Raw genomic sequence first — 22,219 nt, 5'->3', positions numbered from 1 at the left:
TTTTAATCTTTTCGCCTTTCGGCGTTGGATAGTGTCTTGCGAGTGCCCACACAGATTGTCTGATTCAGTTGTTAAAGAGCGGGGCAACCGGGAAGCCTCTTCCGGGTTGCGAGGCTGCGTATCTTACGCTTTTCGCCTCGAGAGTCAAGCGTTTATTTTCGCTTTTCTCTCACTGCCCTCAGCGGCTTGCTTCAGCTCAGCGTCGGTCAGTGGTGGCGCATTATAGGGAGTTTTACGGATGTGACAATAGTTTTTTTGAAAAAAATTACCGACCGCTTATTATTACGCCAAATTTCACTTAAGTTGGTAGTTTTTCCAGCATCTGAAAGCCATACTCGCGTAAAACGGGACGTAATGCCTCACTCTCTGGTTCCATTTTTGTACAGTACGCTAAATTATCTGCCGTTGTTAAAAACAAATTATCCCGATTTTTAATCAACCAAGCGGTTCGACGAGCAATTGCAGCCCCTGAATCAATCAATCTTGTGCCATCCGGCAACACTTTTGACAGTTCTTCTGCTATCAAAGGGAAATGAGTGCAACCCAAAATGACAGTATCCGGTGGCTCTTTCATTCTTAACCAAGGTTTCAATATCCTTTCCAGCTCTTGCAAAGGAATGTCCTCTCCGTGCAACTTCCTCTCAGCTAACTCCACCAATTCAGCAGAACCTATCGAATGTACCTGGCAATCCACTGCAAACCGGGCAATTAATTCTTTGGTATAGTCCCGATTCACCGTTGCGCGTGTCGCCAATAATCCAACCACGCGGTTACAGCTCAACTTGGCTGCGGGCTTTATTGCAGGCACTACACCAACGACAGGGAAAGAAAAACGCTCGCGCAGAGCTGGTAAACTGACTGTGCTGGCGGTATTGCAAGCAATAACCACAGCAGCCAAAGGATGTTTTTGCTGGATACCATCAACAACTTGAACCACTCTTTCGATAATGACTTCAGCTGTCTTTTCGCCGTAAGGGAATGCGGCATTATCGAAAGCATATATATAGTGGAGATCCGGCAAGAGTTGCCGAATCTCTTTATAGACAGATAAGCCACCCACACCAGAATCAAAAACCAGAATCGTCGGACGGGCGGTCTTGTTTAAATTGGAGGTCTTGTACAAATCAGAAGTTGTAACTGCCTGTAAGGTAGTATTCTCTTCCTGGGGTACGATAGCCATAGGCTGTCTCATAATTTTTATCAAACAGATTAGCTATTTTAGCACGAATTGTAAGGCGGTTAGTGATTGGATATGAGGCATTGATATCCCACAAACTGACTCCTCCTACTTTCATTATTTTCGAAGGCATGACATTGAAGTCTTCATCATAGCGCTGGCCTATGTATTGGTAAGTTATCCCCCAATCAACCTTGAACGCCTCCCAATCTAATTGATATTTAACTTGTTGTTTCGCTCTGCGGGTTAGCGGTTGATTATAGCCATTGCGTGGATCAACATACTGTAGTGTTAATTGATGTTGGAATATGCCGGTGTCCATTGTTCCCGTCCATTCAACACCTTTAATTTTCGCCTTACCAATATTTCCATAGCGGTCATTGGCATAATTTATTAGCTGTTCTATATCATTACGATAAACAGACAAGCGCCAGCTCAATGTTCCAGTGAGTCCTTCAATACCGGCTTCCCACTGTTTACTCTTTTCTGGTTTCAGCGCTGGGTTAGCCCCCAAGCCATATAATTGCCCGAGTGTTGGGGCCTTAAATGCCGTTCCATAAGAAGCAATGAAACGATAACCCTCCATGAATTCCCAGCTTCCCCCTACTTGTTCGGTTGTATTCCAATCATATTCAGAATGGTGGTCTGAGCGCACAGCCCCTTCCAGCGTGAAATCATTAATTTTCTGCTGGGCGGTTAAATATAAGCCTGTGTTGTCCACATCCTTTTTCACTGGAATAAAATTAGAATTCGCAGTAACCGAGATCCTCTTCCAATCAATACCACTGCTGATCGCACCATGACCAACTTGCCATAAGTTTCCCCATTGAACATTATATTGTTTGGAATTACTCAGACTGGTACTTTTACCATAACGCCCGTGGTCAGGCGCGTGATTATAATCTTTCACATGGCTATAGCTGGCGATCAGCTGGGAAGAGTAACTACCTTGATTGAATTGAAGCCCGGCATCGTAGGTACGGCTGAACAGTTCACGAGTATCAGTCCCGCCAATCCATCCAGCATCATAATCAGTTCGGTTATTAAACCCATAAGTCCGAGCAAATCCTCTCATTTGCTCATTTATTTTATGATCTATTTCCAACCACAACATCTTACTCATAAAGCCGTCACGATCTGGCTGACGATATCCTCCCGCTTTACCATCAACTATCACATCAAACCCTTTGGTATAGGTATAACCTCCGGCTGCGGTCAATAAAGTATCTTCACCCAATTGCTGTTGAGTCGAACCATTATAATTCTGATATCCGTTCGAGCCGATCCCCGCATTCAGTGTTGTTCCGGGCTGTTCACGCTTCGTAATGATATTAATCACGCCTCCGATGGCATCAGAACCATATACAGCAGAGCGTGCACCACGGATGTACTCTATTCTTTGCACCATTGAAATCGGGATCTGACTGAAGTCAGCTGAGCCTATAATGCCTGCCTGATTTAAACTGCTCCCATCCACCAGCACGAGTGTATGGCTTGAATTCGTACCACGAATAAATAAAGACGAGCCCTGCCCCATTCCGCCATATTGTGCAATATCAACACCAGGCAAGCGACGCAAGACATCAGCCAAGCTATTGGATTGCCAATGATCGATCTCTTCACGAGTAATTACCGTCATTGGTGCCAAAACCGAAGAAACTGGTTGTTTAAAGCGATTGGCTGTCACAACCAATAAATCTTGGTTGCCAGTCGCCGCTGAGACACTCCAACCAGAAAGCGCCGCTACAGACGCAGCAGATAAGAGAATATATTTTTTATTTATCATGATAATTATGATGAGAAAATGGCATCTAACAACAAAGCGCCATGCTACGATGAAGCCAATGGAGTGTCCAGAATCGCGCCCTTATTAAAAAAGAGTGCTGACACACCAGAAAACTGGACATCCATCCCGCTTGCCTTAAAATGCCGCACAGAAATTCATGCCACCCGGAAACTTTTCTTAACGCGACTAACGAGAACCAGATGATGCAGAATGCTTTACCAACGGAAAATTATGAAGACCAATTGATGGAGAAGGCCCATCGCCTCAAAGGAATGATGGCCCCATTTAGTGCGCCAGAGCCTGAAGTTTTCCGTTCTCCAGCATCACATTACAGAATGCGAGCAGAATTCCGTATTTGGCACGAGGAAGATGACCTCTACCATATTATGTTTGATCAGCAAACCAAACAACGCATCCGCATTGAACAATTTCCGGTTGCCAATCAGCTCATCAACAAGATGATGCAGGCAATTATTGCTGGCGTAAAAGATAACCCTGTATTACGCCACAAGTTATTTCAGGCGGATTACCTTTCCACCCGCAGTAACAAAATCATTGTTTCCCTGCTTTACCACAAAAAATTAGGGGACGAGTGGCGCGAACACGCTATTGCGCTGCGTAATCAATTAATTGCAGACGGTTTTGATGTCCAGCTTATCGGCCGCGCTGCCAAAACCAAAATCATGCTCGATCATGACCATATAGATGAAGAATTGCCGGTTGCAGGCAAAACGATGATTTATCGTCAGGTCGAAAACAGTTTCACGCAACCCAACGCCAGCATCAATATTCATATGTTGGAATGGGCGATTGATATCACCAAAGGCTCTAAAGGCGATTTACTGGAACTGTATTGCGGCAATGGTAATTTTTCTCTGGCACTGGCGCAGAATTTTGAGCGGGTATTGGCGACAGAAATTGCCAAGCCTTCCGTTGCCGCTGCGCAATTTAATATTGCAGCCAATCAGATTGATAATGTGCAGATTATCCGGATGTCAGCGGAAGAATTTACCCAAGCCATGAACGGTGAGCGTGAATTCAACCGACTGCAAGGAATCGATTTAAAGAGCTATCAATGCGAAACCATTTTTGTTGATCCGCCACGCAGCGGCTTGGATGAAGAAACAGTTAAAATGGTGCAGGCTTATCCCCGCATTCTTTATATTTCCTGTAATCCAGAAACCCTCTGCCAGAATCTGGAAACACTGACACAAACTCATCAGGTCAGCAAACTGGCACTCTTTGACCAATTCCCTTATACCCACCATATGGAATGTGGCGTATTGCTGGAAAAAAGAGTTTAATCCGCTAGTTCAATTAAAAAAGCGCCACGAGGTTAACTCTGTGGCGCTTTTTTATGAATCATTCTCGAAGCATAATCAATTCTGGCTTTCTGATTTGAATAATCCCAGCTTCTTACGCTCTCTTGCTTTCAGGTAAATCCAAAACACCAAAACCGTACCAATGATGACAGGCAAGATATTCGAGCCAATTTCTGGGTGTTTCACCCGAATAAAGGCGCTGTATACAAACATCCCCAAGAAAAAACATCCCGTGGCCAATTTAGGTAAACCTTCTGCCATTGGATAATTCAAATAACGTTGATGGAGACAATACAAAGAGAGTGCCAATGTGATAATCGGGAAAATGGAAAAAGAGACATATGAATTGAAAAACGTAGAGAAGGTTCCGTGTGTTGCCAACCCAACGATAAGAGCCAGCAACATCGTGCTTTTATCTTGGCGGTATTGTTCCATCGTATTATTCTCCTTTCATTATTATTCAGAGGATTTAGGGATCGCTTTAGGGACAATATTTTTTTCTTGCTCACGACGATACCAATAATAAGCGCCTTTGGAAATCATCCGGAGTTGTAAAACTAAACGCTCTTCTAGGCGGCGTCTTTTTTCCTCATCAATATCAAGCGCTTCAGCACCAGCACTAAATACAATTGTCACCATCGCCTCGGCCTGTATTTCGGTAAAATGACGCGGCATATGGCTTGCTTGCTCGAGATAGTCTGCCAGCTCGGCAATAAAATGTTGGATTTCCCGTGCGACTGCTGCACGAAATTCAGCCGATGTACCAGAACGTTCACGCAGCAACAACCGAAATGCGTTGGGATTATTGCCGATGAATTCCATGAAGGTAGAAACAGAAGTACGGATGACACTGCCACCCTTTGCGATACGCTGGCGCGCCTGACGCATTAATTGACGTAACATCAGGCCGCTTTCATCTACCATTGTCAGCCCCAGTTCATCAACATCTCGAAAATGGCGATAGAAAGAAGTCGGCGCGATACCTGCTTCCCGAGCCACTTCTCGAAGGCTCAGGCTGGTAAAACTGCGTTCAGCGCTAAGTTGGCTGAATGCCGCTTCAATCAAAGAGCGACGAGTTTTTTCTTTTTGCTTTGCTCTAACGCCTGTTACGTTACTCACAACAATCCTGATCTATCCGGCTCTATATTGGAGCAAATATAACAGATTCTGCTAAGTTTGCTGTGATTGTTCTCTTAAAGATATTATTCAGCGCATTTCGGTTTTATCGTTAAACAATGAGATAAAAACCTCATGTTGATTGGGTTATTACACTAAGTAATGTTAAGATAGAGTTGTTATTTTGTGTAAAAACAGGTCTGTCCTCTATGCAATATACTCATTTTGATGCCATTGTGATTGGCTCTGGTCCCGGGGGGGAAGGAGCAGCAATGGGGTTGGTAAAACAAGGTAAAAACGTTGCAGTTATAGAACGTTACAATAACGTCGGTGGCGGGTGTACCCATTGGGGCACAATTCCGTCGAAAGCCCTCCGCCATGCCGTTAGTCGTATTATAGAATTTAATCAAAACCCCCTCTACAGTGATAACTCCCGCATCCTTCGCTCCTCATTTTCTGAAATCCTTAGCCATGCTGAAGTTGTTATCAATCAGCAGACCAAAATGCGCCAAGGGTTTTATGAACGTAACCGGTGTCGAATGTTTGCTGGTGAAGCGACATTTATTGATGAACATCGGGTCAGTGTGCGTTATGCCGACGACAGCGTTGAGGTCTTGAGTGCAGACAAGATAATCATTGCCACCGGCTCCCGCCCATACACCCCTCCTGATGTCGATTTTTCTCACTCCCGCATTTATAACAGCGATACCATCCTGCAATTGGAGCATGAACCACACCATGTGATTATTTATGGTGCTGGGGTAATTGGTTGCGAATACGCATCTATCTTCCGGGGATTGGGCGTTAAAGTCGATTTGATCAATACCCGAGACCATCTGCTGTCTTTCCTTGATCAAGAGATGTCTGACGCTTTGTCTTACCATTTCTGGAATAGTGGCACTGTCATCCGCCACAACGAAGAATATGAAAAGATAGAAGGTGTTGATGATGGCGTGATTGTTCACCTGAAATCCGGTAAAAAAGTGAAAGCTGATTGCCTGTTATATGCAAATGGGCGGACTGGTAATACCGATACATTGGGTTTGGAAAATGTTGGTCTGGAAGCAGACAGCCGCGGCTTACTGAAAGTAAACCGTGTTTACCAAACCAGTAATGAAAACATCTACGCAGTTGGCGATGTCATTGGCTACCCAAGTCTGGCTTCTGCTGCCTATGATCAGGGGCGTATTGCCGCCAAAGCTATCACAACAGGCAATGCTAACTTTCATCTGGTGGAAGATATACCTACAGGGATTTATACCATTCCTGAAATCAGTTCAGTGGGGAAAACCGAACAACAACTGACTTCAATGAAAATTCCTTATGAGGTAGGACGCGCCCAATTCAAGCACTTGGCAAGGGCGCAGATTTCAGGTTTGAATGTCGGCAGCATCAAGATCCTGTTCCACCGTGAAACAAAGCAGATTTTAGGTATCCACTGCTTTGGCGAACGCGCTGCGGAAATTATCCATATCGGCCAGGCCATCATGGAACAAAAAGGTGAAGGCAATAATATCGAATATTTCGTTAATACGACCTTCAACTATCCAACCATGGCAGAAGCCTACCGTGTTGCAGCACTTAATGGGTTAAATAGGCTATTTTGATGTTTCTCTGAGAGCCTCAAAATAAGTACCCATTTTTGCCCTGATTGCCTCTGCCAATTGCTCATAGCGACCACGCAGAGGTGAGCCGGGACGATAAACCAATATAATAGAACGGCTGGGTTCTGGTTCAAAACATTTCAGATAGCAAACGCCATCACGCTTGCTCTCATTTGGAACCGATAATTCTGGCAGCAATGTAATGCCACTACCAGCCGCCACCATATTGCGCAGCGTTTCCAAACTGGTCGCTCTGAAATGCGTATCTTCTTTCGCCCCTGCCTGAAAACAAAACCCCATTGCCTGATCCCGCAAACAGTGCCCATCTTCCAGCATCAATAACTTTTCGCCGGAAAGCTCTTCCATCTTGATTTGCGTTCGCTCTGCCCATTTATGCTCTTCATAGATAGCCAATCTCATGGGTTCATCAAAAAGCGGCACTTCAATAAACGCTTCCGTTTCTTTCACTTGAGCCAGAATGGCACAATCAAGCTTTCCGCTATCAAGCTGGGCCAACAAATATTGGGTTTGAGCTTCATGCAGATACATTTCTAATTTGGGGAACAATTTATGCAGTTCAGGAATGATAAGTGGCAGGAGATAAGGCCCTATGGTTGGAATCAGGCCGATATGTAATGGCCCGGACATGCTTTCGCCTTGAAGTGAAGCCATTTCCTGCAACACCTTCACTTCCCGCAAAACCGTTTTGGCCTGATCCACCAACAACATGCCCTGTTGGGTGAATAATACCTTGCGGCTAGTACGTTCCAGTAACATCACGCCCAATTCATCTTCCAATTTACGGATTTGCCCACTCAGCGTCGGCTGACTGACGTGGCAAGCATCAGCAGCCCGGCGAAAGTGCCGAAATTCAGCAAGTGACACAAGGTATTCCAGATCGCGGATATTCATTCCCAACCTCAGTATTTGGTATCAATGATATTTTTTGATATCAATAATAGTATTGACCAATAAACCATTATATCCATGAGGATAAAAAACTATCAACCGCTTGTGATTATTGACATTTTTCACTTCATGTTCACTTAATGCGCTGCTTAGCCTGAGCGATCGCTTGTTTCACTTGCTCCCCCGCGACTCCGCCTTTTGCCTGACGCTTATCCAGACAAGACTTCAGCGATAAAATGTCATAAACATCTACTGAAATAACATCACTGAATTTCTGTAATTCAAATAGAGAAAGTTCCTCCAATGCTTTTCCTTTCTCAATGGCTGTTACGACAACTTCACCGACGATATGGTGCGCTTCACGGAACGGTACTCCACGTGCCACTAAATAATCCGCCAATTCAGTCGCATTAGCATATCCTTGTTTGGCCGCCTCTTCACAACGGGCGCTTTTAACTTGAATGCCATCCAAGACCAAAGCAGCCATGTGCAGGCAATCCAGCCACGTATCCAACGCATCAAACAGCCCCTCTTTATCTTCCTGCATATCTTTATTGTAGGCGAGAGGAAGCCCCTTCAGCGTCATCATCATTCCTGTCAAAGCCCCTTGTACCCGGCCGCATTTTCCACGGATCAACTCCAACGCATCAGGGTTTTTCTTCTGTGGCATCAAGGAAGAGCCGGAAGTCACTCTATCGGACAATTCGACAAAACCAGCTTCCCCGCTATTGAAGAAAATGAGATCTTCAGCAAAACGAGACAAGTGGATCATGCTAATACTCGCGCCTGACAGAAGTTCCAGAACATGATCGCGATCAGAAACACTATCCAAACTATTATTGGTTGCTGAGGCAAAACCAAGCCATGACGCCAGTTGTTCCCTATCAATGTCATAAGCAGTGCCGGCCAGCGCCCCACATCCCAGCGGGCTGGTATCCAGCCGTTTCAGCGTATCTTGCAAGCGGCTTCCATCACGGGCCAACATTTCCGCATAAGCCAGGCACCAATGGGCAAAAGTAATAGGTTGAGCACGTTGCAAATGGGTATAACCCGGCATCACTGCATGCTGGTTATTTTCAGCCGTGAGCACCAACGCTTGTTGCAGTTCAACAATTCCTTGCTGGATATAAGTGATTTGCTCTTTACACCATAACTTCAAGTCAGTCGCGACCTGATCATTACGACTGCGCCCCGTATGGAGTCTTTTCCCTAAATCCCCTACTTTTGCAATAAGTTGCCCTTCTACCCAACTGTGAATATCTTCCGCATCGCTTTGCAATATGGCCTCGGGGTTGGCGCTAACTTCATCGAGCAACTCGTTCAACGCCAGTTCCAGTTTCTGCTGATCTTCAGACGTTAAGACTTCTACTGTGACCAGTGCCTTTGACCATGCTATCGAGCCGATAATATCCTGCTCCGCCAAGCGGTAATCAAACCGCAGTGAGTCATTGAATTGTTTAAACCGTTGATCGGCTGCCTGACTGAAACGTCCGCCCCAAAGTGCCATAATATCTTTCCTGTTTTCTCTATCTGTTTACGGTCATCTATCTGCTGTTATTGATGCTAAAAATTACTTTTTGCTGTTCAGTGCACGAATGCGTGAAGAAAGCGAATAGAGACGGATAAACCCTTCTGCATGGCTGTGATCGTAAACTTCGTCCTCTCCGAAAGTCGCAAACTCTTCAGAATAGAGGCTATGAAGCGATTTTTTCTGTACTGCTGTCACCTGCCCTTTGTAAAGTTTCAGGATAACGTCGCCGCTGACGTTGGCAGCCAAGATTTCTGCCGCCGCTTGAATTGACCGGCGCAATGGCGCAAACCAACGCCCGTCATAAACGACGTAAGACATTTCCAGCCCCAGTTGTTGACGCCATTTAAAGCTATCGCGATCCAAAACCAGTTGTTCAATTCCACGCAATGCTTCCATCATGATGGTGCCCCCCGGCGTTTCATAACAACCACGGGATTTCATGCCAACCAACCGGTTTTCTACGATATCAATCCGACCAATACCATGCTTGGCACCCAACTGATTCAATTCATTCAGGCATTGATACGGTGAAAATACCTGACCATTCACACCAACCACTTCACCTTGTTCAACCGTCACCGTGACATATTCTGGCTCATCGGGAGCCTCTTCTGGCTCTGCTGTCCACACCCAACAATCTTTATTGGCCGCATTCCAAGTGCTTTCCAGCACGCCCCCCTCGGTTGAAATGTGCCATGCATTTTCGTCACGGCTATAGATTTTCTCCAACGTTGCCGTTGTGGGAATGTCACGGACTTTCAAATAATCCAGCAACGCCTCACGGGAACGCAGATCCCATTCCCGCCACGGAGCCACAACCTTCAGATGAGGAGCCAGCGCGGTATAAGTGCTTTCAAACCGAACCTGATCATTGCCTTTACCGGTTGCGCCATGGGCAAGTGCATCTGCACCCACTTTCAGGGCCAATTCAACCTGTGCCTTGGCAATGATTGGGCGAGCCATTGACGTACCAAGCAAATAACTGCCTTCATATAGTGCGCCAGTTTTCAATACCGGATAGACGTACTCTTTGATGAACTCTTCACGCAGATCGACAACGTGGCACTCAGAGGCACCAGAGCGCAATGCTTTCTGCTCCACCCCTTCCAAATCTTCGCGACTTTGGCCGACATCGGCCACAAATGCGATAACATCACAATTATCGTAATGCTCTTTTAACCATGGAATAATTGCGGATGTATCCAAACCACCTGAATAGGCCAGAACGATTTTTTTAATCTTTTTAGTCATAGAGTTAACCTTATAAATTTACGCCGAGATCCGGGTGCCAACGGGTATGCCATTAAATAACGCAATCAATTGATCCGCATATCGCCAACTCGCAATATCAACAGGCTGCCCAAGCGATTTTGCAGCATCCAATGCGGCATAGACTTTCACTATCATGCCGTCGGTAATGATGCCCTGCGCAATGAGTTGCTCTATTTTTTCTGTGGTGGCCTCTGGGATTTTTTGACCTTTTCCATCCAAAATGCCGCTGACATCAGATAAAAATACCAAGTCGGCATTTAATACCTGAGCAATGGCGGTTGCCGCTTGATCGGCATTCACATTCATTAATTCACCTTGCTCGGTGATACCAATTGAACTAACAATCGGTATGTAACCCACGTCCAACAGAAGTTTCAGAAGATCAGGTTTACCCGGCTCGGCCTTTCCGGTATGGCCGAACTCCTTACCAAGTTGAGTCACCTTCGCAATTCCACCATCCCCAAGACATAATCCAATCCCGGGTAAACGAAACTTAGTTGAGCACGCCAGCAGTGTCTTGTTAGCGGTTCCAGCCAATGTGCCAGCAATGATGTCGATTTGATCTTCTGGCGTAACCCTCAGCCCCTGTTTCTTTGAAATCGGTAGCTGCAATCTCTGCATTAAATCATCGACCAAGCAGCCTCCACCGTGCACAAGGAGCAACGGGCGCTTATGGTTTTTCCGGTATAATTGCAATGTGGAAAATAACCGTTCCAATGCTTCTTCACTGTCTAACAACACACCACCCAACTTGATAACTAACGGGACCATCGGATTTATCCTCTGCCAGTACTAACTTTTGTTAGAAATAACGGTTGTCGGAAACTTCACGCTTTGGAATTAACGCATTCAAGATCAAAGTAGAGCCTGAGTTTCCTCATAGCCAAAACGAATATTCATGCACTGCACGGCCTGTGCTGCCGCACCTTTCAGTAGATTATCCTCAGCCCCGACAATGACCAGATGTTGCCCCTGAACAACAAAACCAATATCGCAAAATGGCAAACCCACAACAGCTTTCAGCGCAGGAACCCCTTTGTCGTACAAGCGAATCAGCGGCTTATCGTGGTATGCCTGCTGATAAGCCGCCTTGATTTGTTCTTCTGTCACGCCAGATTTCAATTTACAGGTGATTGTGGCAAGAATGCCGCGGGCAAAATTGCCTAAATGGGGCGTAAAAATCACATCTGTACCTAAGTGGGTGACAATTTCAGGATGATGGCGATGGTTAAACACACCGTAGGGCTGCAAACTGACTTCACAAAAGCTATTGGTGATTGATGCCTTTCTTCCGGCACCGCTGACCCCGCTGACCGCATTAATGACGGGCCAATGCTCTGTATCCAATAAATTCTGTTCAAGCAACGGCTTTAAAGAAAGCTGGGAAACTGTGGGATAGCAGCCGGGAACCGCAATCAAACGTGCTTGTTTGATTTTCTCCGCCTGCCACTCCGCCAACCCATATACCGCTTGTTCTAGCCACTCGGAATTTTTATGCTCAAATCCGTAGTATTTTTCATAGAACTGTGTATTTTGTACACGATAGGCTCCAGATAAATCGAAGACGATACAACCCGATTCCAGAAATATCGGTGCAATATCGTGGCTAACTTTATGATCTGTGGCGAGGAACACCACATCAATTCCATTTGCAGCCTTAGGCACATCCGTCATTGGTTGTAGGGGCAAATCAACCAACCCCTTATACTGCGGATAAAGTTCTGAAAAACGTTTCCCTTCATCTAAACTTTGGGAAGAGACCATCAAACCAGAAAGATGGACATAAGGATGACGTTGTAGATATGCTGCTAACTCTGCTCCGGTATAACCACTGGCACCAACGACGAGTGTCTTCAACATGGAAACTATGCACCTTACTATTAATTATTCGAATAAATTAATTATCCAAATAAGATTGTGTTAAACAGTAACATAAGTGAATATTGATTCACATTTAGTGAATTTATATTCATATCATTATAAGGAAGGGCTGTCAACCGTGAACATTAAATTACCGTCATTTATGCAGTTATATCATCAACTCATTGCAGCACCTTCTATCAGTGCGACAGATGTTGAATTAGATCAAAGTAATGAAATTGTGATTAATCTGCTGGCTGAATGGTTAAAAGAGATTGGTTTTTCCATCGAAATTCAACCTGTCCCTGAAACCCGGGGAAAATTCAATTTATTGGCAACATTAGGCAGTGGTTCAGGTGGATTATTGCTTTGCGGTCATACAGATACTGTCCCTTTTGATGCTAATCGCTGGACACAAGATCCATTTACACTTACCGAGCGTGATGGCAAGTTATATGGCCTCGGCACTGCAGATATGAAAGGGTTCTTTGCCTTTATTGTTGATGCCCTGCGGGATATTGATGCCAGTAAACTGACCCACCCCCTTTATATTCTTGCGACTGCTGACGAAGAAACATCAATGGCCGGCGCACGTTATTTCGCTGCCAATACCCATATCCGGCCTGATTTCGCCATCATTGGTGAACCTACCTCGTTACAACCTATCCGTGCCCATAAAGGGCATATTGCTCAAGCTATCCGTATTGAAGGAAAATCAGGGCATTCCAGTGATCCTGCACGGGGTATCAATGCCATCGACTTGATGCACGAATCCATCACTCATTTGATAGAATTGCGCAATACATTGCAGGAACGCTATCACAACCCGGCTTTTGTTATTCCTTATCCCACCATGAATTTCGGTCATATTCACGGCGGGGATGCAGTGAATCGCATCTGCGCCTGCTGCGAACTGCATATGGATATCCGCCCGTTGCCGGGACTGACCTTGCAGGATTTGAACGGATTGCTGGATGAAGCACTGGAACCCGTCAAACAACGCTGGCCGGGGCATTTAAACGTCACCGAACTGCATCCTCCAATACCGGGTTATGAATGCCCAACAAATCACGAGCTGGTTGGTGTCATTGAAAAATTGTTGGGAACAAAAGCAGATACCGTCAATTACTGTACGGAAGCGCCTTTTATTCAAGAATTGTGCCCAACATTGGTTTTGGGGCCAGGATCGATTACGCAAGCGCATCAGCCCGATGAATTTTTAGATATGGCATTTATTGAACCGACAAGAACGCTGCTTTCACAACTTGTGGAGCATTTTTGTTTGGAAGCGGGTTAAAGTGCTATAAATCAAAAACCATAGCTCACCTAATCATCAAGTGGCTATTTGACTTTCTTCCAAAAACGCTCATAATTAGTACCATAAATGGATTGGGAGTGCCCGGTCGGCGTTATAACCTCGGTGAGTGCATCGGGGTTTTTCGCTATTTAGAGCTAAGGAAATATTTTTAATCCCCGCTGCTTATAATTCATTCCAACAGTATTCCTCCCGCCTACACAAAAGAATTTTTTCTCCAAGATGGCGAATGCTTGGTTAGATTGTTCTGGTTTCAAAACGTACCTGCCAATAGGTCTAACAACTAAGTCAGCAAGCTGTAAGCCAGAGGAATTGCTTGCTTTTGCTGCCATCCTAATCTTAAAAGGTAATTCTTTGTGGTACTTATTTTCTCCACTACAAATTCGAAAAAACTCTAGCTCAAGCTCCCTGTCTTCTTTAGCACCTCGTTGTTCCACAATAACGTGTGTTTCACGCTCCTGTTGCCCCTTTTCTACTACAAAATCATACAAAGTCTCCAAACAATAGCGTAATGCAATATGATATGGATTCTGAATCTCATCTTTGTGGACGTTCAGTTTATGTTTTTCAATCACACATGATGACAATATGAAGTTACTTTCATTGATAAAAGTGCTAAGCCGCGCTAAAAACTGATTCTTTTCTTCTCTATTTTTAAAAATTGTAAAATCTCCTTTTTCTTTACGAATTTCGTGTTCATGAAGAATCACAAGGTCATGACCAAAATAATCAAATTTAATTCTCTGTAACTTTGGCACAACTTTCGAAAGATAATGTTCTTTGTAAAAAATACAAAAAGCTAAAACGAACACAGGATAATTTTTATCAAGCTGTACTAAACCATGATCACCACTTTCATCAACATACACTACAAAATCACTAAAACCTTTACTCATTTCTCATCCCTCTGTGAGTGAGTGAGTGAATTAATTCCCAGAACCATCCATATCTTTGCCTGCCTTGCTTTGGTTTTTGTCTATCTAGTGAAAATCATTCTTATTTCTCACAGCACTATACACTAGTATAAATATCATCCAATCATATAAACCTTGATTGTTCTGCATTCACACGGCGTTAAATACAAACCATCCCCCAGCATGAATTTCTTTCACGATCACTTTGAATATTCCTCATCGGTAATAAGCCATTTCTAGATTGACTAAAAATCCTGCTTAACCCATTCTATTTGGACGTCTAAACGTATAGACATATAAGCACTTAAACATCTAAATATGGGCGGATATGATAAAAAACGCCGCTTGATCGAGAGGGTACAGGGTATGAGTTTTTTTCACGCTAATCAGCGAGAAGCGCTGAACCAGAATTTGGCAGAGCTTGAAGGACAAATTCGAGTTTCGTTTGAATTTTTTCCACCCAGCACGGTGGAAATGGAAAACACCCTGTGGAAATCCATTGATCGTTTAAGCAAGCTGAAACCTAAATTTGTTTCCGTGACTTATGGCGCCAACTCCGGCGAACGTAATCGCACCCACAGCATTATCAAGGGAATCAAAGAAAAGACTGGCCTTGATGCAGCACCTCATTTGACTTGCATTGATGCCAGCCGCGAAGAACTGCGCGATATCGCCCATGATTATTGGCACAGTGGCATTCGCCATATCGTGGCATTGCGCGGCGATTTACCTAATAATTGTGATAAACCAGAAATGTATGGGGCTGATTTAGTTGAACTATTAAAAAAAGAGGCGGATTTTGATATTTCAGTTGCCGCTTATCCGGAAGTGCATCCCGAAGCGAAAAGTGCCCAATCCGACCTTATCAATTTAAAACGCAAAATTGATGCGGGTGCCAATCGCGCCATTACCCAATTCTTTTTTGATGTGGAAAGTTATCTGCGTTTTCGCGATCGCTGTGTCGCAACGGGAATTGATGTAGAAATCGTGCCGGGAATTTTGCCTGTCTCGAACTTCCGCCAGTTACAGCGATTTGCCACAATCACTAACGTCCGCATTCCCAGTTGGATGACCAGAATGTTTGAAGGGCTGGATGATGATCCGGAAAGCCGCAACTTAGTGGGTGCATCAATTGCCATGGATATGGTGAAAATTCTCAGTCGAGAGGGCGTGAAAGATTTTCATTTTTATACCCTGAATCGGGCTGAATTGAGCTATGCCATCTGTCATACATTGGGGGTTCGCCCAGTATAATGACATCAATTAACCCCAAAAGCCGGACGGAATGACAGTTCGGCTTTATGCCAATAACATCTGCACCAAGGCCATCAAACCGTTACATCAATATCCACTATGTGTTTTTATTCGATGAAAGGCCATAACCGATATGATTTTCATTCAGTAACTTTTTTTCCTACCCCACGAGCTGCAAAGATCATCTTGGCATCATGCTGCCCAATCCCTTTCATTGATAGATTTGAATATTGCAACAGCTTTAAGTAGAAATAGGTTCCAATAATTTCTGTTCATTATCCCGGTCCTATACCCAATGAATTTGAAGATGCGGCATAAACTAAGTGGCTGAGTACAACCATTTAAAATGTCGGCAGATATATCCATTATCTTTTGCTTAGGGAATGATGAATGCCTGCCAGGCTTTCTTTATTACCATAAAAAATATTTATATAAATTGGGGCATACCTTTTTTTGAATGAGTTAGAAATGTTGAATGGATAAAAAATGAAAAACCGAATAGTTCCCTATTCGGCTCAAACGGGTAAAAAAACCAAGGCTGGTGCCATGAGTAATAGAATAAGCACCTTATTCTGCAATGGCCGTTTCATGCAAATAACGCCAACGAGGATATCCATCAATGCATGAAATAATCACCATCGACCAACGGTTATGGGAAACCCCGTCTTTGGTTTGTTTTTCACGGTAACGTAAGACAACTTCCTCATCGTTTGATGTCATCACCTTACATTCATCAATCTCAATTTTTAGTCCTGCTCGGGCACCCGCGTTAAGGTTAAACATCTCTTTTACTTGCTCTAAAGTGACATATTGCCCTGCCGTCGTAATCATAGCGAAATCTGGGGTAAAACTATTCAGTAATTTTTCCAGAGCCTCAGATCCTTTCTGCTGTTGATTGGTGAAAACATCTTCAATCCATTGGGAAAGTTCGAATACGCTGTGATAAGCCGTTAACTCTTGTTCTTTACTCATCTTTTCTCCACCTGTTTTTTCAATTGATTCAATCTGGCTAATGGCAGTAGGTTAAATATCGCAGCAAGAACAAAAGTGAGGTGATACGCATGGGTATCAATAAAATTTTGCTGCAATAAATTAAAAATCATCATGAATAACGCGGCACCGACACTGAATGACATTTGGCGATTAAGATTCCAGACCACACTGGCGCGAGATAATTGTTCATCGGTAAAATCCATCAATGCCGTTGTCTGTGCTGTATTGGCGCAAATCCCACCACCCACTCCCATCAATAAATAAGCAGCCACTAAGCTGAACAAATCATCGCTATGATTAACCGTCGCCAAGAGAACAATTCCAATGGCATGAATAATCAAGCCGCAAAAAAATAAACGATATGCCCCTAAACGGTTATACATGCGCCCACAAAACAAAATTGCCCCCAATGAACCCATTGCATACAGGAACATCAGAGAGCCTGTTTTTTCTGCCGACCAATTCAATTTATGCTGTAAATAAAAAATATTCAGTAAGTTAACCCCGGTAAATACGCCCGGTACTGCGTGATAAATCCATACCGGAAAGCGCATGCGTGTATTCGCCATGACCGTTAGATCCAGAATGGTGTTTTGTACATAGCGGCAATGTCGCAGGTAAAATAGGGCAAATAAGCCTCCGAAAATGGCAATAGCTATTGGCAGCCATTTAACTTCGGCATCCGCATAGGTAGAAAGGCCGAGCAGCAGAAACACTAAGCTCAAACTGACTAATAACAGCCCCTTGAGATCGGGTTTGCGGGCAAGAATTTTTTCATCATTTCGCAACCAAATGAACGAAAGTAACGACGCAAGCAAGCTAAAAGGAACATTGCACAAGAATATCCATCGCCAGCTATAGTTATCGACAATCACGCCGCCCAAGCCCGGAGAAAATGCCGGAGCAATCAGTGCGACTCCCATGATTAATGCCGAGATTTTTGCTCGTTCATGTTGTTTAAACAGGCCAAAAGTCAGTGCCTGCCCCACAGGGATCAGTAATCCGCCCCCCAATCCTTGCACAAAACGCCATAGCACTAGACTGTAAAAATTCTCCGCTAAACCAGAAAAGCAGGCGGCAATAGAAAAAAGTAACATGGAGAGAGTCATAATCTGCCGTGTACCGAAGCGTTCTGCCAACCAGCTACTGATAGGAATGATCAGTGTTAATCCCAAAATATAACTGTTTGCAACCCACGAAACGTAAGATTCAGACACTGTCATTTGCTTGGCAATATCCGGCAGCGCGATAGCTGACATGAAAATATTGATACAGTCGATAAAAAAGCCCAACAAAAATATCAATACGATACGATAGCGATAAGTCATTGTTTCTCCTCCATTGATGGAGTCTAGATTCTGTTGACTCACCGCGTCTATCAATCTATTTTAAACACTGAATTTCATTAAATTTGACAATTAAAATGCACCCCCACCTTAATCGCATACAAACTTTCCTTGCTGTAGTAGAGTGCGGTTCTTTTACTCGCGCAGCAGAACGCCTTTTCATCAGTAAAGCCGTTGCCAGTATTCATGTAAAAGCACTTGAAGAAGCGTTGAATGTGCCATTATTGATACGCAATACACGTGGCCTTGCATTAACCGAAGCGGGAAAGGAATTTTATCAGGACTTCAAAGCGATATTTGATAACATTCAAAATGCCTTCGATAATGTGACTGAACGGCATAATTCACTGACAGGTCGATTGCGCATTACTTCCACCGCCGAATTTGGTGAAAAATATCTTCTCCCCCTAATTAGCCGATTCTGTATCCTCCATCCCCAGCTCGACATCAGTTATTTCGCTGATTCTTCATTGAATAATTTAATTACCGAGAAGATAGATCTGGCGATTCGGCTGGGAACTCTCAGTGATTCCTCACTGAAAAGCCGTCGATTAACAAGCTATGGTATAAAGCTGGTCGCAGCGCCAGCTTGGCTTGAGCAAAATCCGATTACCACACCAAAAGATCTAAATAACGTAAATTGGATTGCAAACAGTAACCTGACCAACCCGACACAATGGGAGCTTAAACATCCTAACGCGCCAGCTCTAAATATTCGTGGGAAAACCAAGTACACATCCAATGTCCCCTCTGCCATTCGTTTTCTGGCGATATCAGCGCTTGGAGTCACCGTTTTGCCTGACTGGATAATAGAGAAGGATCTAGCATCCGGTGCTTTGGTGGAACTGTTTCCCGAATATCAATTACCGCGACAAGATGTCTCTGCCATATTTGCCAATAACACCCAATTGCAGCATAAAAGCCGCGTATTTATCGATTATTTGCTGGAAAATCTGACCATCTGACACACAAGCATGAAACTCAATAATCCAACCAGATATAACCAAGCATAAAAGCCGAACAGGAAACTGTTCGGCTTTTATCATTCAGCTATCATTCATTTTTCATTAATCTACAAAAACAACATTAACCCGTATTGCGCATGCCTGCCGCAACACCGGCAATCGTTACCATCAGGGCCTGTTCGAGATAAGGCTCAGGAGTTTCCTGCTGGCGGGAACGCTGCAACAATTCCGCTTGCAGCACATTTAATGGATCGGTATAGACGTTACGCAGTGCGATGGACTCCGCAATCCATGGCAAATCGGCCATCAATTGCTCATCCTGTGAGATTGCCAGCACCGTTTTAATATCTTCCGCCAATTGGTTGCGCAGTTTTAACCCCAATGGCCAGAGTTTCGGATCAACCAGCCGCTGGTCATAATATTCCGCCAGCCAGAGATCGGCTTTGGCAAATACCATCTCCAGCATGGCAATGCGCGTATTGAAGAATGGCCAATCACGGCACATATCAGTCAATACCGGCAACTTACCTTCATCAATCACCTGTTGCAGTGCCGCGCCAGCCCCCAGCCATGCTGGCAGCATCAGGCGATTTTGTGTCCACGCGAATATCCACGGAATAGCTCGCAGGCTTTCAACACCGCCCGTTGGACGGCGTTTAGCTGGTCGCGAACCCAACGGCAATTTTGCCAATTCTTGTTCTGGCGTCGCCGCCCGGAAGTAAGGCACAAATTCTGGCTGTTCGCGGACATAGTCACGGTACATGTCGCAGGAAACATCTGACAGTGTATCCATGACCTGATGCCATTCTGGTTTTGGCTCCGGAGGAGGCAATAAATTTGCTTCCAGAATGGCGCTGGCATACAACGCCAAACTGCTAATCGTTACCTGTGGCAAACCAAATTTGAAGCGGATCATTTCTCCTTGTTCGGTGACACGCAATCCCCCTTTCAGACTGCCCGGCGGCTGGGAAAGCAGCGCGGAGTGCGCAGGCGCCCCACCGCGCCCAATCGTACCGCCGCGCCCGTGGAACAAAGTCAATGTCACGCCTTCCTGTTCACAGACTTTGATCAAGGCATCCTGCGCCCGATATTGCGCCCATGAAGCCGCCATCACGCCGGCATCCTTAGCTGAGTCAGAATAACCAATCATCACCATTTGTTTGTCCTGAATCAGATCGCGATACCATGTAATTCCCAGCAATTGCCTAATCACGCTTTCTGCATTATTCAGGTCATCGAGCGTTTCAAACAAGGGAGCAACCGGCAATGATAAAGAGCATCCCGCTTCTTTCAGCAATAATTTCACCGCCAACACGTCAGAAGGCACTTTCGCCATGGAAATCACATACGCTGCAATTGCATCCGGTGGTGATTCTGCAATGACTTTGCAGGTTTCAAAAACCTCTTGGGTTTCTGCGCTTGGCTGCCAATCACGTGGTGCGAGGGGACGTTTGGAGTTCAATTCCTGTAGCAGAAATACCTGCTTGGCAGCTTCCGGCCAACTTGCATAATCACCCAGTTCCAAGTATTGCGTCAGTTCGGCAATCGCATCCGTATGGCGGGTGCTTTCCTGCCGAATATCGATACGCACCAGAGACAAGCCAAAGCAACGAATGCGCCGCAAAGTGTCCAGCAATTGTCCGTTTGCGATAATCTCCATGCCGCACTTTTTCAGAGATTGATAACAGGCATACAGCGGCTGCCATAATTGTTCGTTGTGCAGTAATAAATCCGCAGGCGGTAAAACCTGTTCACCTTTAAGACGTCTTTCCAGATAGTCCAACGTATTGATTAATTGAGTTCGCAGTTGCTTGGCAATTTGACGGTAAGGCTCCAAGACATGATCGCCTCCCGCCATTTGGCGCAGTTCTGGGGTACACTCCGACATAGAGAGTTCAGAAACTAAAATTTGAATATCTTTCAGGAAGAGATCAGCGGCTTTCCAACGACTGAGCAACAGAACATGGCGGGTAATTTCTGCGGTCACATTCGGATTGCCGTCACGATCTCCGCCCATCCAAGAAGTGAAACGAATGGGTACCGCATCCACCGGCAAACTATAACTAATGGATTCTTCCAATTGTTCATTAAATTCACGCAAAAATGCCGGAACACCTTCCCACAGGCTATTTTCGACAACCGCAAATCCCCACTTTGCTTCATCAATGGGTGTTGGGCGAATTTTGCGGATTTCATCGGTATGCCATGACTGGGCTATTAACTGGCGTAAACGACGCATGATGTTATTGCGTTCATAATCGGCTAAATCATCGTGATCCAGTTGCGCAAGGCAGCCATTCACTTCAACCAATTTATGGATCAAAGTGCGGCGGGCAATTTCTGTTGGATGGGCTGTCAGCACCAGTTCAATCGATAACTCACTAACGGCTTTAACTAGATCATCGTTATTGAATTGCTGACCTTTAAGGCGGTCAAACAATGCCGCCAATGCGACCGGATTGCTCGCGGCTTCTCCGTGGGGCGAAATGCTGTGATATTGTTCAGCAACATTGGCCAAATTTAAAAATTGGTTAAAGGCACGGGCAACCGGCAGCAGTTCATCGTTGGATAAGTTTTCCAATGTTGATAAAAGCTGCTGGCGGTGAGCTTCGTTACCTGCGCGGGATGATTTGGATAGCTTCCTGATCGTTTCAACTTTATCAAGAATGTTTTCTCCTAAAGCCTCTTTGATGGTGTCGCCCAGCAACTTACCGAGCATACTGACATTACTTCGCATTGCGGAATATTGTTGATTCATGTGGTTCCTGGCCTTGTGTTGCTGTATGTCTCCCATTTCACCAAATCATTGGCAAAATCGGCGTCTACCCTGTGTCTGTCAAAACTGTGCCTGCCAA

Annotated in this window: 19 protein-coding genes; 6 read left to right on the top strand and 13 right to left on the bottom strand. The window is 44.8% G+C overall.

Annotated features, from left to right (window positions below; genetic code table 11):
- On the top strand, positions 1–226 hold a 226-nt coding region (locus tag BM100_RS23415; RefSeq protein ID WP_217648207.1), incomplete at its 5' end, for a hypothetical protein.
- Between the two features lie 72 nt (positions 227–298).
- On the opposite strand, the gene murI is transcribed toward BM100_RS23415, so the two are convergent.
- Together murI and btuB are read right to left on the bottom strand one after the other, a co-directional pair.
- Complete coding sequence (gene murI, locus BM100_RS14595) at positions 299–1,180, bottom strand: glutamate racemase (protein ID WP_092512201.1); 882 nt, start codon at positions 1,178–1,180, stop codon at positions 299–301.
- A complete protein-coding gene (gene btuB / locus BM100_RS14590) occupies positions 1,125–2,963 on the bottom strand; it encodes a TonB-dependent vitamin B12 receptor BtuB (protein WP_092512199.1) in 1,839 nt (612 codons plus the stop codon). The genes murI and btuB overlap by 56 nt, the downstream gene beginning before the upstream one ends.
- Positions 2,964–3,163: 200 nt before the next feature.
- Here btuB and trmA point away from each other — a divergent pair, with 200 nt between their 5' ends.
- The gene (trmA, locus tag BM100_RS14585; RefSeq protein WP_092512197.1) at positions 3,164–4,267 is read left to right on the top strand and encodes a tRNA (uridine(54)-C5)-methyltransferase TrmA; all 1,104 of its coding nucleotides are present in this window, start codon (positions 3,164–3,166) and stop codon (positions 4,265–4,267) included.
- A gap of 75 nt (positions 4,268–4,342) precedes the next feature.
- Here the strand turns inward: trmA and BM100_RS14580 are convergent, their stop codons facing one another.
- Positions 4,343–4,720 (bottom strand): YijD family membrane protein, encoded by a 378-nt coding sequence (locus BM100_RS14580; RefSeq protein ID WP_092512195.1) that lies wholly within the window; start codon positions 4,718–4,720, stop codon positions 4,343–4,345.
- Between the two features lie 21 nt (positions 4,721–4,741).
- Positions 4,742–5,404: an HTH-type transcriptional repressor FabR gene (fabR, locus tag BM100_RS14575; RefSeq protein WP_092512193.1), complete on the bottom strand. Its 663-nt coding sequence runs from the start codon at positions 5,402–5,404 to the stop codon at positions 4,742–4,744.
- A 206-nt stretch (positions 5,405–5,610) separates the two neighbouring features.
- Between fabR and sthA the strand changes: the two genes are divergently transcribed.
- Positions 5,611–7,008: a Si-specific NAD(P)(+) transhydrogenase gene (gene sthA / locus BM100_RS14570; protein WP_092512191.1), complete on the top strand. Its 1,398-nt coding sequence runs from the start codon at positions 5,611–5,613 to the stop codon at positions 7,006–7,008.
- Here the strand turns inward: sthA and oxyR are convergent.
- From oxyR to argC, 5 genes are all read right to left on the bottom strand, one after another.
- Positions 7,000–7,917, bottom strand: a complete 918-nt coding sequence (oxyR, locus tag BM100_RS14565) for a DNA-binding transcriptional regulator OxyR (protein ID WP_092512189.1) — start codon at positions 7,915–7,917, stop codon at positions 7,000–7,002. The two genes, sthA and oxyR, sit on opposite strands and share 9 nt — an antisense overlap.
- A 130-nt stretch (positions 7,918–8,047) precedes the next feature.
- A complete protein-coding gene (gene argH, locus BM100_RS14560; RefSeq protein WP_092512187.1) occupies positions 8,048–9,421 on the bottom strand; it encodes an argininosuccinate lyase in 1,374 nt (457 codons plus the stop codon).
- A 63-nt stretch (positions 9,422–9,484) separates the two neighbouring features.
- On the bottom strand, positions 9,485–10,696 hold the full coding sequence (locus BM100_RS14555) for an argininosuccinate synthase (protein WP_092512185.1): 1,212 nt from the start codon (positions 10,694–10,696) through the stop codon (positions 9,485–9,487).
- An 18-nt stretch (positions 10,697–10,714) separates the two neighbouring features.
- Positions 10,715–11,488 (bottom strand): acetylglutamate kinase, encoded by a 774-nt coding sequence (argB, locus tag BM100_RS14550; protein WP_092512183.1) that lies wholly within the window; start codon positions 11,486–11,488, stop codon positions 10,715–10,717.
- Positions 11,489–11,572: 84 nt separating this feature from the next.
- The gene (gene argC, locus BM100_RS14545; RefSeq protein WP_092512181.1) at positions 11,573–12,577 is read right to left on the bottom strand and encodes an N-acetyl-gamma-glutamyl-phosphate reductase; all 1,005 of its coding nucleotides are present in this window, start codon (positions 12,575–12,577) and stop codon (positions 11,573–11,575) included.
- Positions 12,578–12,716: 139 nt separating this feature from the next.
- On the opposite strand from argC, the gene argE reads away from it, so the two are divergent.
- Complete coding sequence (gene argE / locus BM100_RS14540; protein WP_092512179.1) at positions 12,717–13,874, top strand: acetylornithine deacetylase; 1,158 nt, start codon at positions 12,717–12,719, stop codon at positions 13,872–13,874.
- Positions 13,875–14,029: 155 nt separating this feature from the next.
- Here the strand turns inward: argE and BM100_RS14535 are convergent, their stop codons facing one another.
- Positions 14,030–14,788, bottom strand: coding sequence for a DUF3800 domain-containing protein (locus BM100_RS14535; protein ID WP_092512177.1), 759 nt, complete (start codon positions 14,786–14,788; stop codon positions 14,030–14,032).
- Positions 14,789–15,172: 384 nt separating this feature from the next.
- On the opposite strand from BM100_RS14535, the gene metF reads away from it, so the two are divergent.
- Entirely contained in the window at positions 15,173–16,060 is an 888-nt protein-coding gene (gene metF, locus BM100_RS14530) for a methylenetetrahydrofolate reductase (protein ID WP_092512175.1), read from the top strand.
- A gap of 567 nt (positions 16,061–16,627) precedes the next feature.
- Here metF and BM100_RS14525 read toward each other — a convergent pair.
- Positions 16,628–17,032, bottom strand: coding sequence for a hypothetical protein (locus BM100_RS14525; protein ID WP_092512173.1), 405 nt, complete (start codon positions 17,030–17,032; stop codon positions 16,628–16,630).
- Entirely contained in the window at positions 17,029–18,381 is a 1,353-nt protein-coding gene (locus tag BM100_RS14520; protein ID WP_092512171.1) for an MFS transporter, read from the bottom strand. The genes BM100_RS14525 and BM100_RS14520 overlap by 4 nt, the downstream gene beginning before the upstream one ends.
- Before the next feature lie 95 nt (positions 18,382–18,476).
- Between BM100_RS14520 and BM100_RS14515 the strand changes: the two genes are divergently transcribed.
- Positions 18,477–19,364 carry a LysR family transcriptional regulator gene (locus BM100_RS14515; protein ID WP_092512169.1) on the top strand — a complete coding sequence of 296 codons (888 nt, stop codon included), beginning with the start codon at positions 18,477–18,479 and terminating at the stop codon, positions 19,362–19,364.
- 121 nt (positions 19,365–19,485) lie between these two features.
- On the opposite strand, the gene ppc is transcribed toward BM100_RS14515, so the two are convergent.
- Positions 19,486–22,122: a phosphoenolpyruvate carboxylase gene (ppc, locus tag BM100_RS14510; protein WP_139216967.1), complete on the bottom strand. Its 2,637-nt coding sequence runs from the start codon at positions 22,120–22,122 to the stop codon at positions 19,486–19,488.
- Between the last annotated feature and the right edge of the window lie 97 nt (positions 22,123–22,219).

The sequence above is a fragment of the Xenorhabdus mauleonii genome (assembly GCF_900113945.1).
GTDB lineage: Bacteria > Pseudomonadota > Gammaproteobacteria > Enterobacterales > Enterobacteriaceae > Xenorhabdus > Xenorhabdus mauleonii.
Note: the sequence above shows the minus strand (reverse complement) of the source record. Positions and strands in the feature narration are given on the sequence as shown.

Bases quoted from the DNA above. Each gene is read 5' to 3' on its own strand.
- murI (WP_092512201.1), bottom strand. From the start codon at position 1,180: ATGGCTATCGTACCCCAGGAAGAGAATACTACCTTACAGGCAGTTACA.
- btuB (WP_092512199.1), bottom strand. From the start codon at position 2,963: ATGATAAATAAAAAATATATTCTCTTATCTGCTGCGTCTGTAGCGGCG.
- trmA (WP_092512197.1), top strand. From the start codon at position 3,164: ATGATGCAGAATGCTTTACCAACGGAAAATTATGAAGACCAATTGATG.
- BM100_RS14580 (WP_092512195.1), bottom strand. From the start codon at position 4,720: ATGGAACAATACCGCCAAGATAAAAGCACGATGTTGCTGGCTCTTATC.
- sthA (WP_092512191.1), top strand. From the start codon at position 5,611: ATGCAATATACTCATTTTGATGCCATTGTGATTGGCTCTGGTCCCGGG.
- oxyR (WP_092512189.1), bottom strand. From the start codon at position 7,917: ATGAATATCCGCGATCTGGAATACCTTGTGTCACTTGCTGAATTTCGG.
- argH (WP_092512187.1), bottom strand. From the start codon at position 9,421: ATGGCACTTTGGGGCGGACGTTTCAGTCAGGCAGCCGATCAACGGTTT.
- BM100_RS14555 (WP_092512185.1), bottom strand. From the start codon at position 10,696: ATGACTAAAAAGATTAAAAAAATCGTTCTGGCCTATTCAGGTGGTTTG.
- argB (WP_092512183.1), bottom strand. From the start codon at position 11,488: ATGGTCCCGTTAGTTATCAAGTTGGGTGGTGTGTTGTTAGACAGTGAA.
- argC (WP_092512181.1), bottom strand. From the start codon at position 12,577: ATGTTGAAGACACTCGTCGTTGGTGCCAGTGGTTATACCGGAGCAGAG.
- BM100_RS14535 (WP_092512177.1), bottom strand. From the start codon at position 14,788: ATGAGTAAAGGTTTTAGTGATTTTGTAGTGTATGTTGATGAAAGTGGT.
- metF (WP_092512175.1), top strand. From the start codon at position 15,173: ATGAGTTTTTTTCACGCTAATCAGCGAGAAGCGCTGAACCAGAATTTG.
- BM100_RS14525 (WP_092512173.1), bottom strand. From the start codon at position 17,032: ATGAGTAAAGAACAAGAGTTAACGGCTTATCACAGCGTATTCGAACTT.
- BM100_RS14520 (WP_092512171.1), bottom strand. From the start codon at position 18,381: ATGACTTATCGCTATCGTATCGTATTGATATTTTTGTTGGGCTTTTTT.
- BM100_RS14515 (WP_092512169.1), top strand. From the start codon at position 18,477: ATGCACCCCCACCTTAATCGCATACAAACTTTCCTTGCTGTAGTAGAG.
- ppc (WP_139216967.1), bottom strand. From the start codon at position 22,122: ATGAATCAACAATATTCCGCAATGCGAAGTAATGTCAGTATGCTCGGT.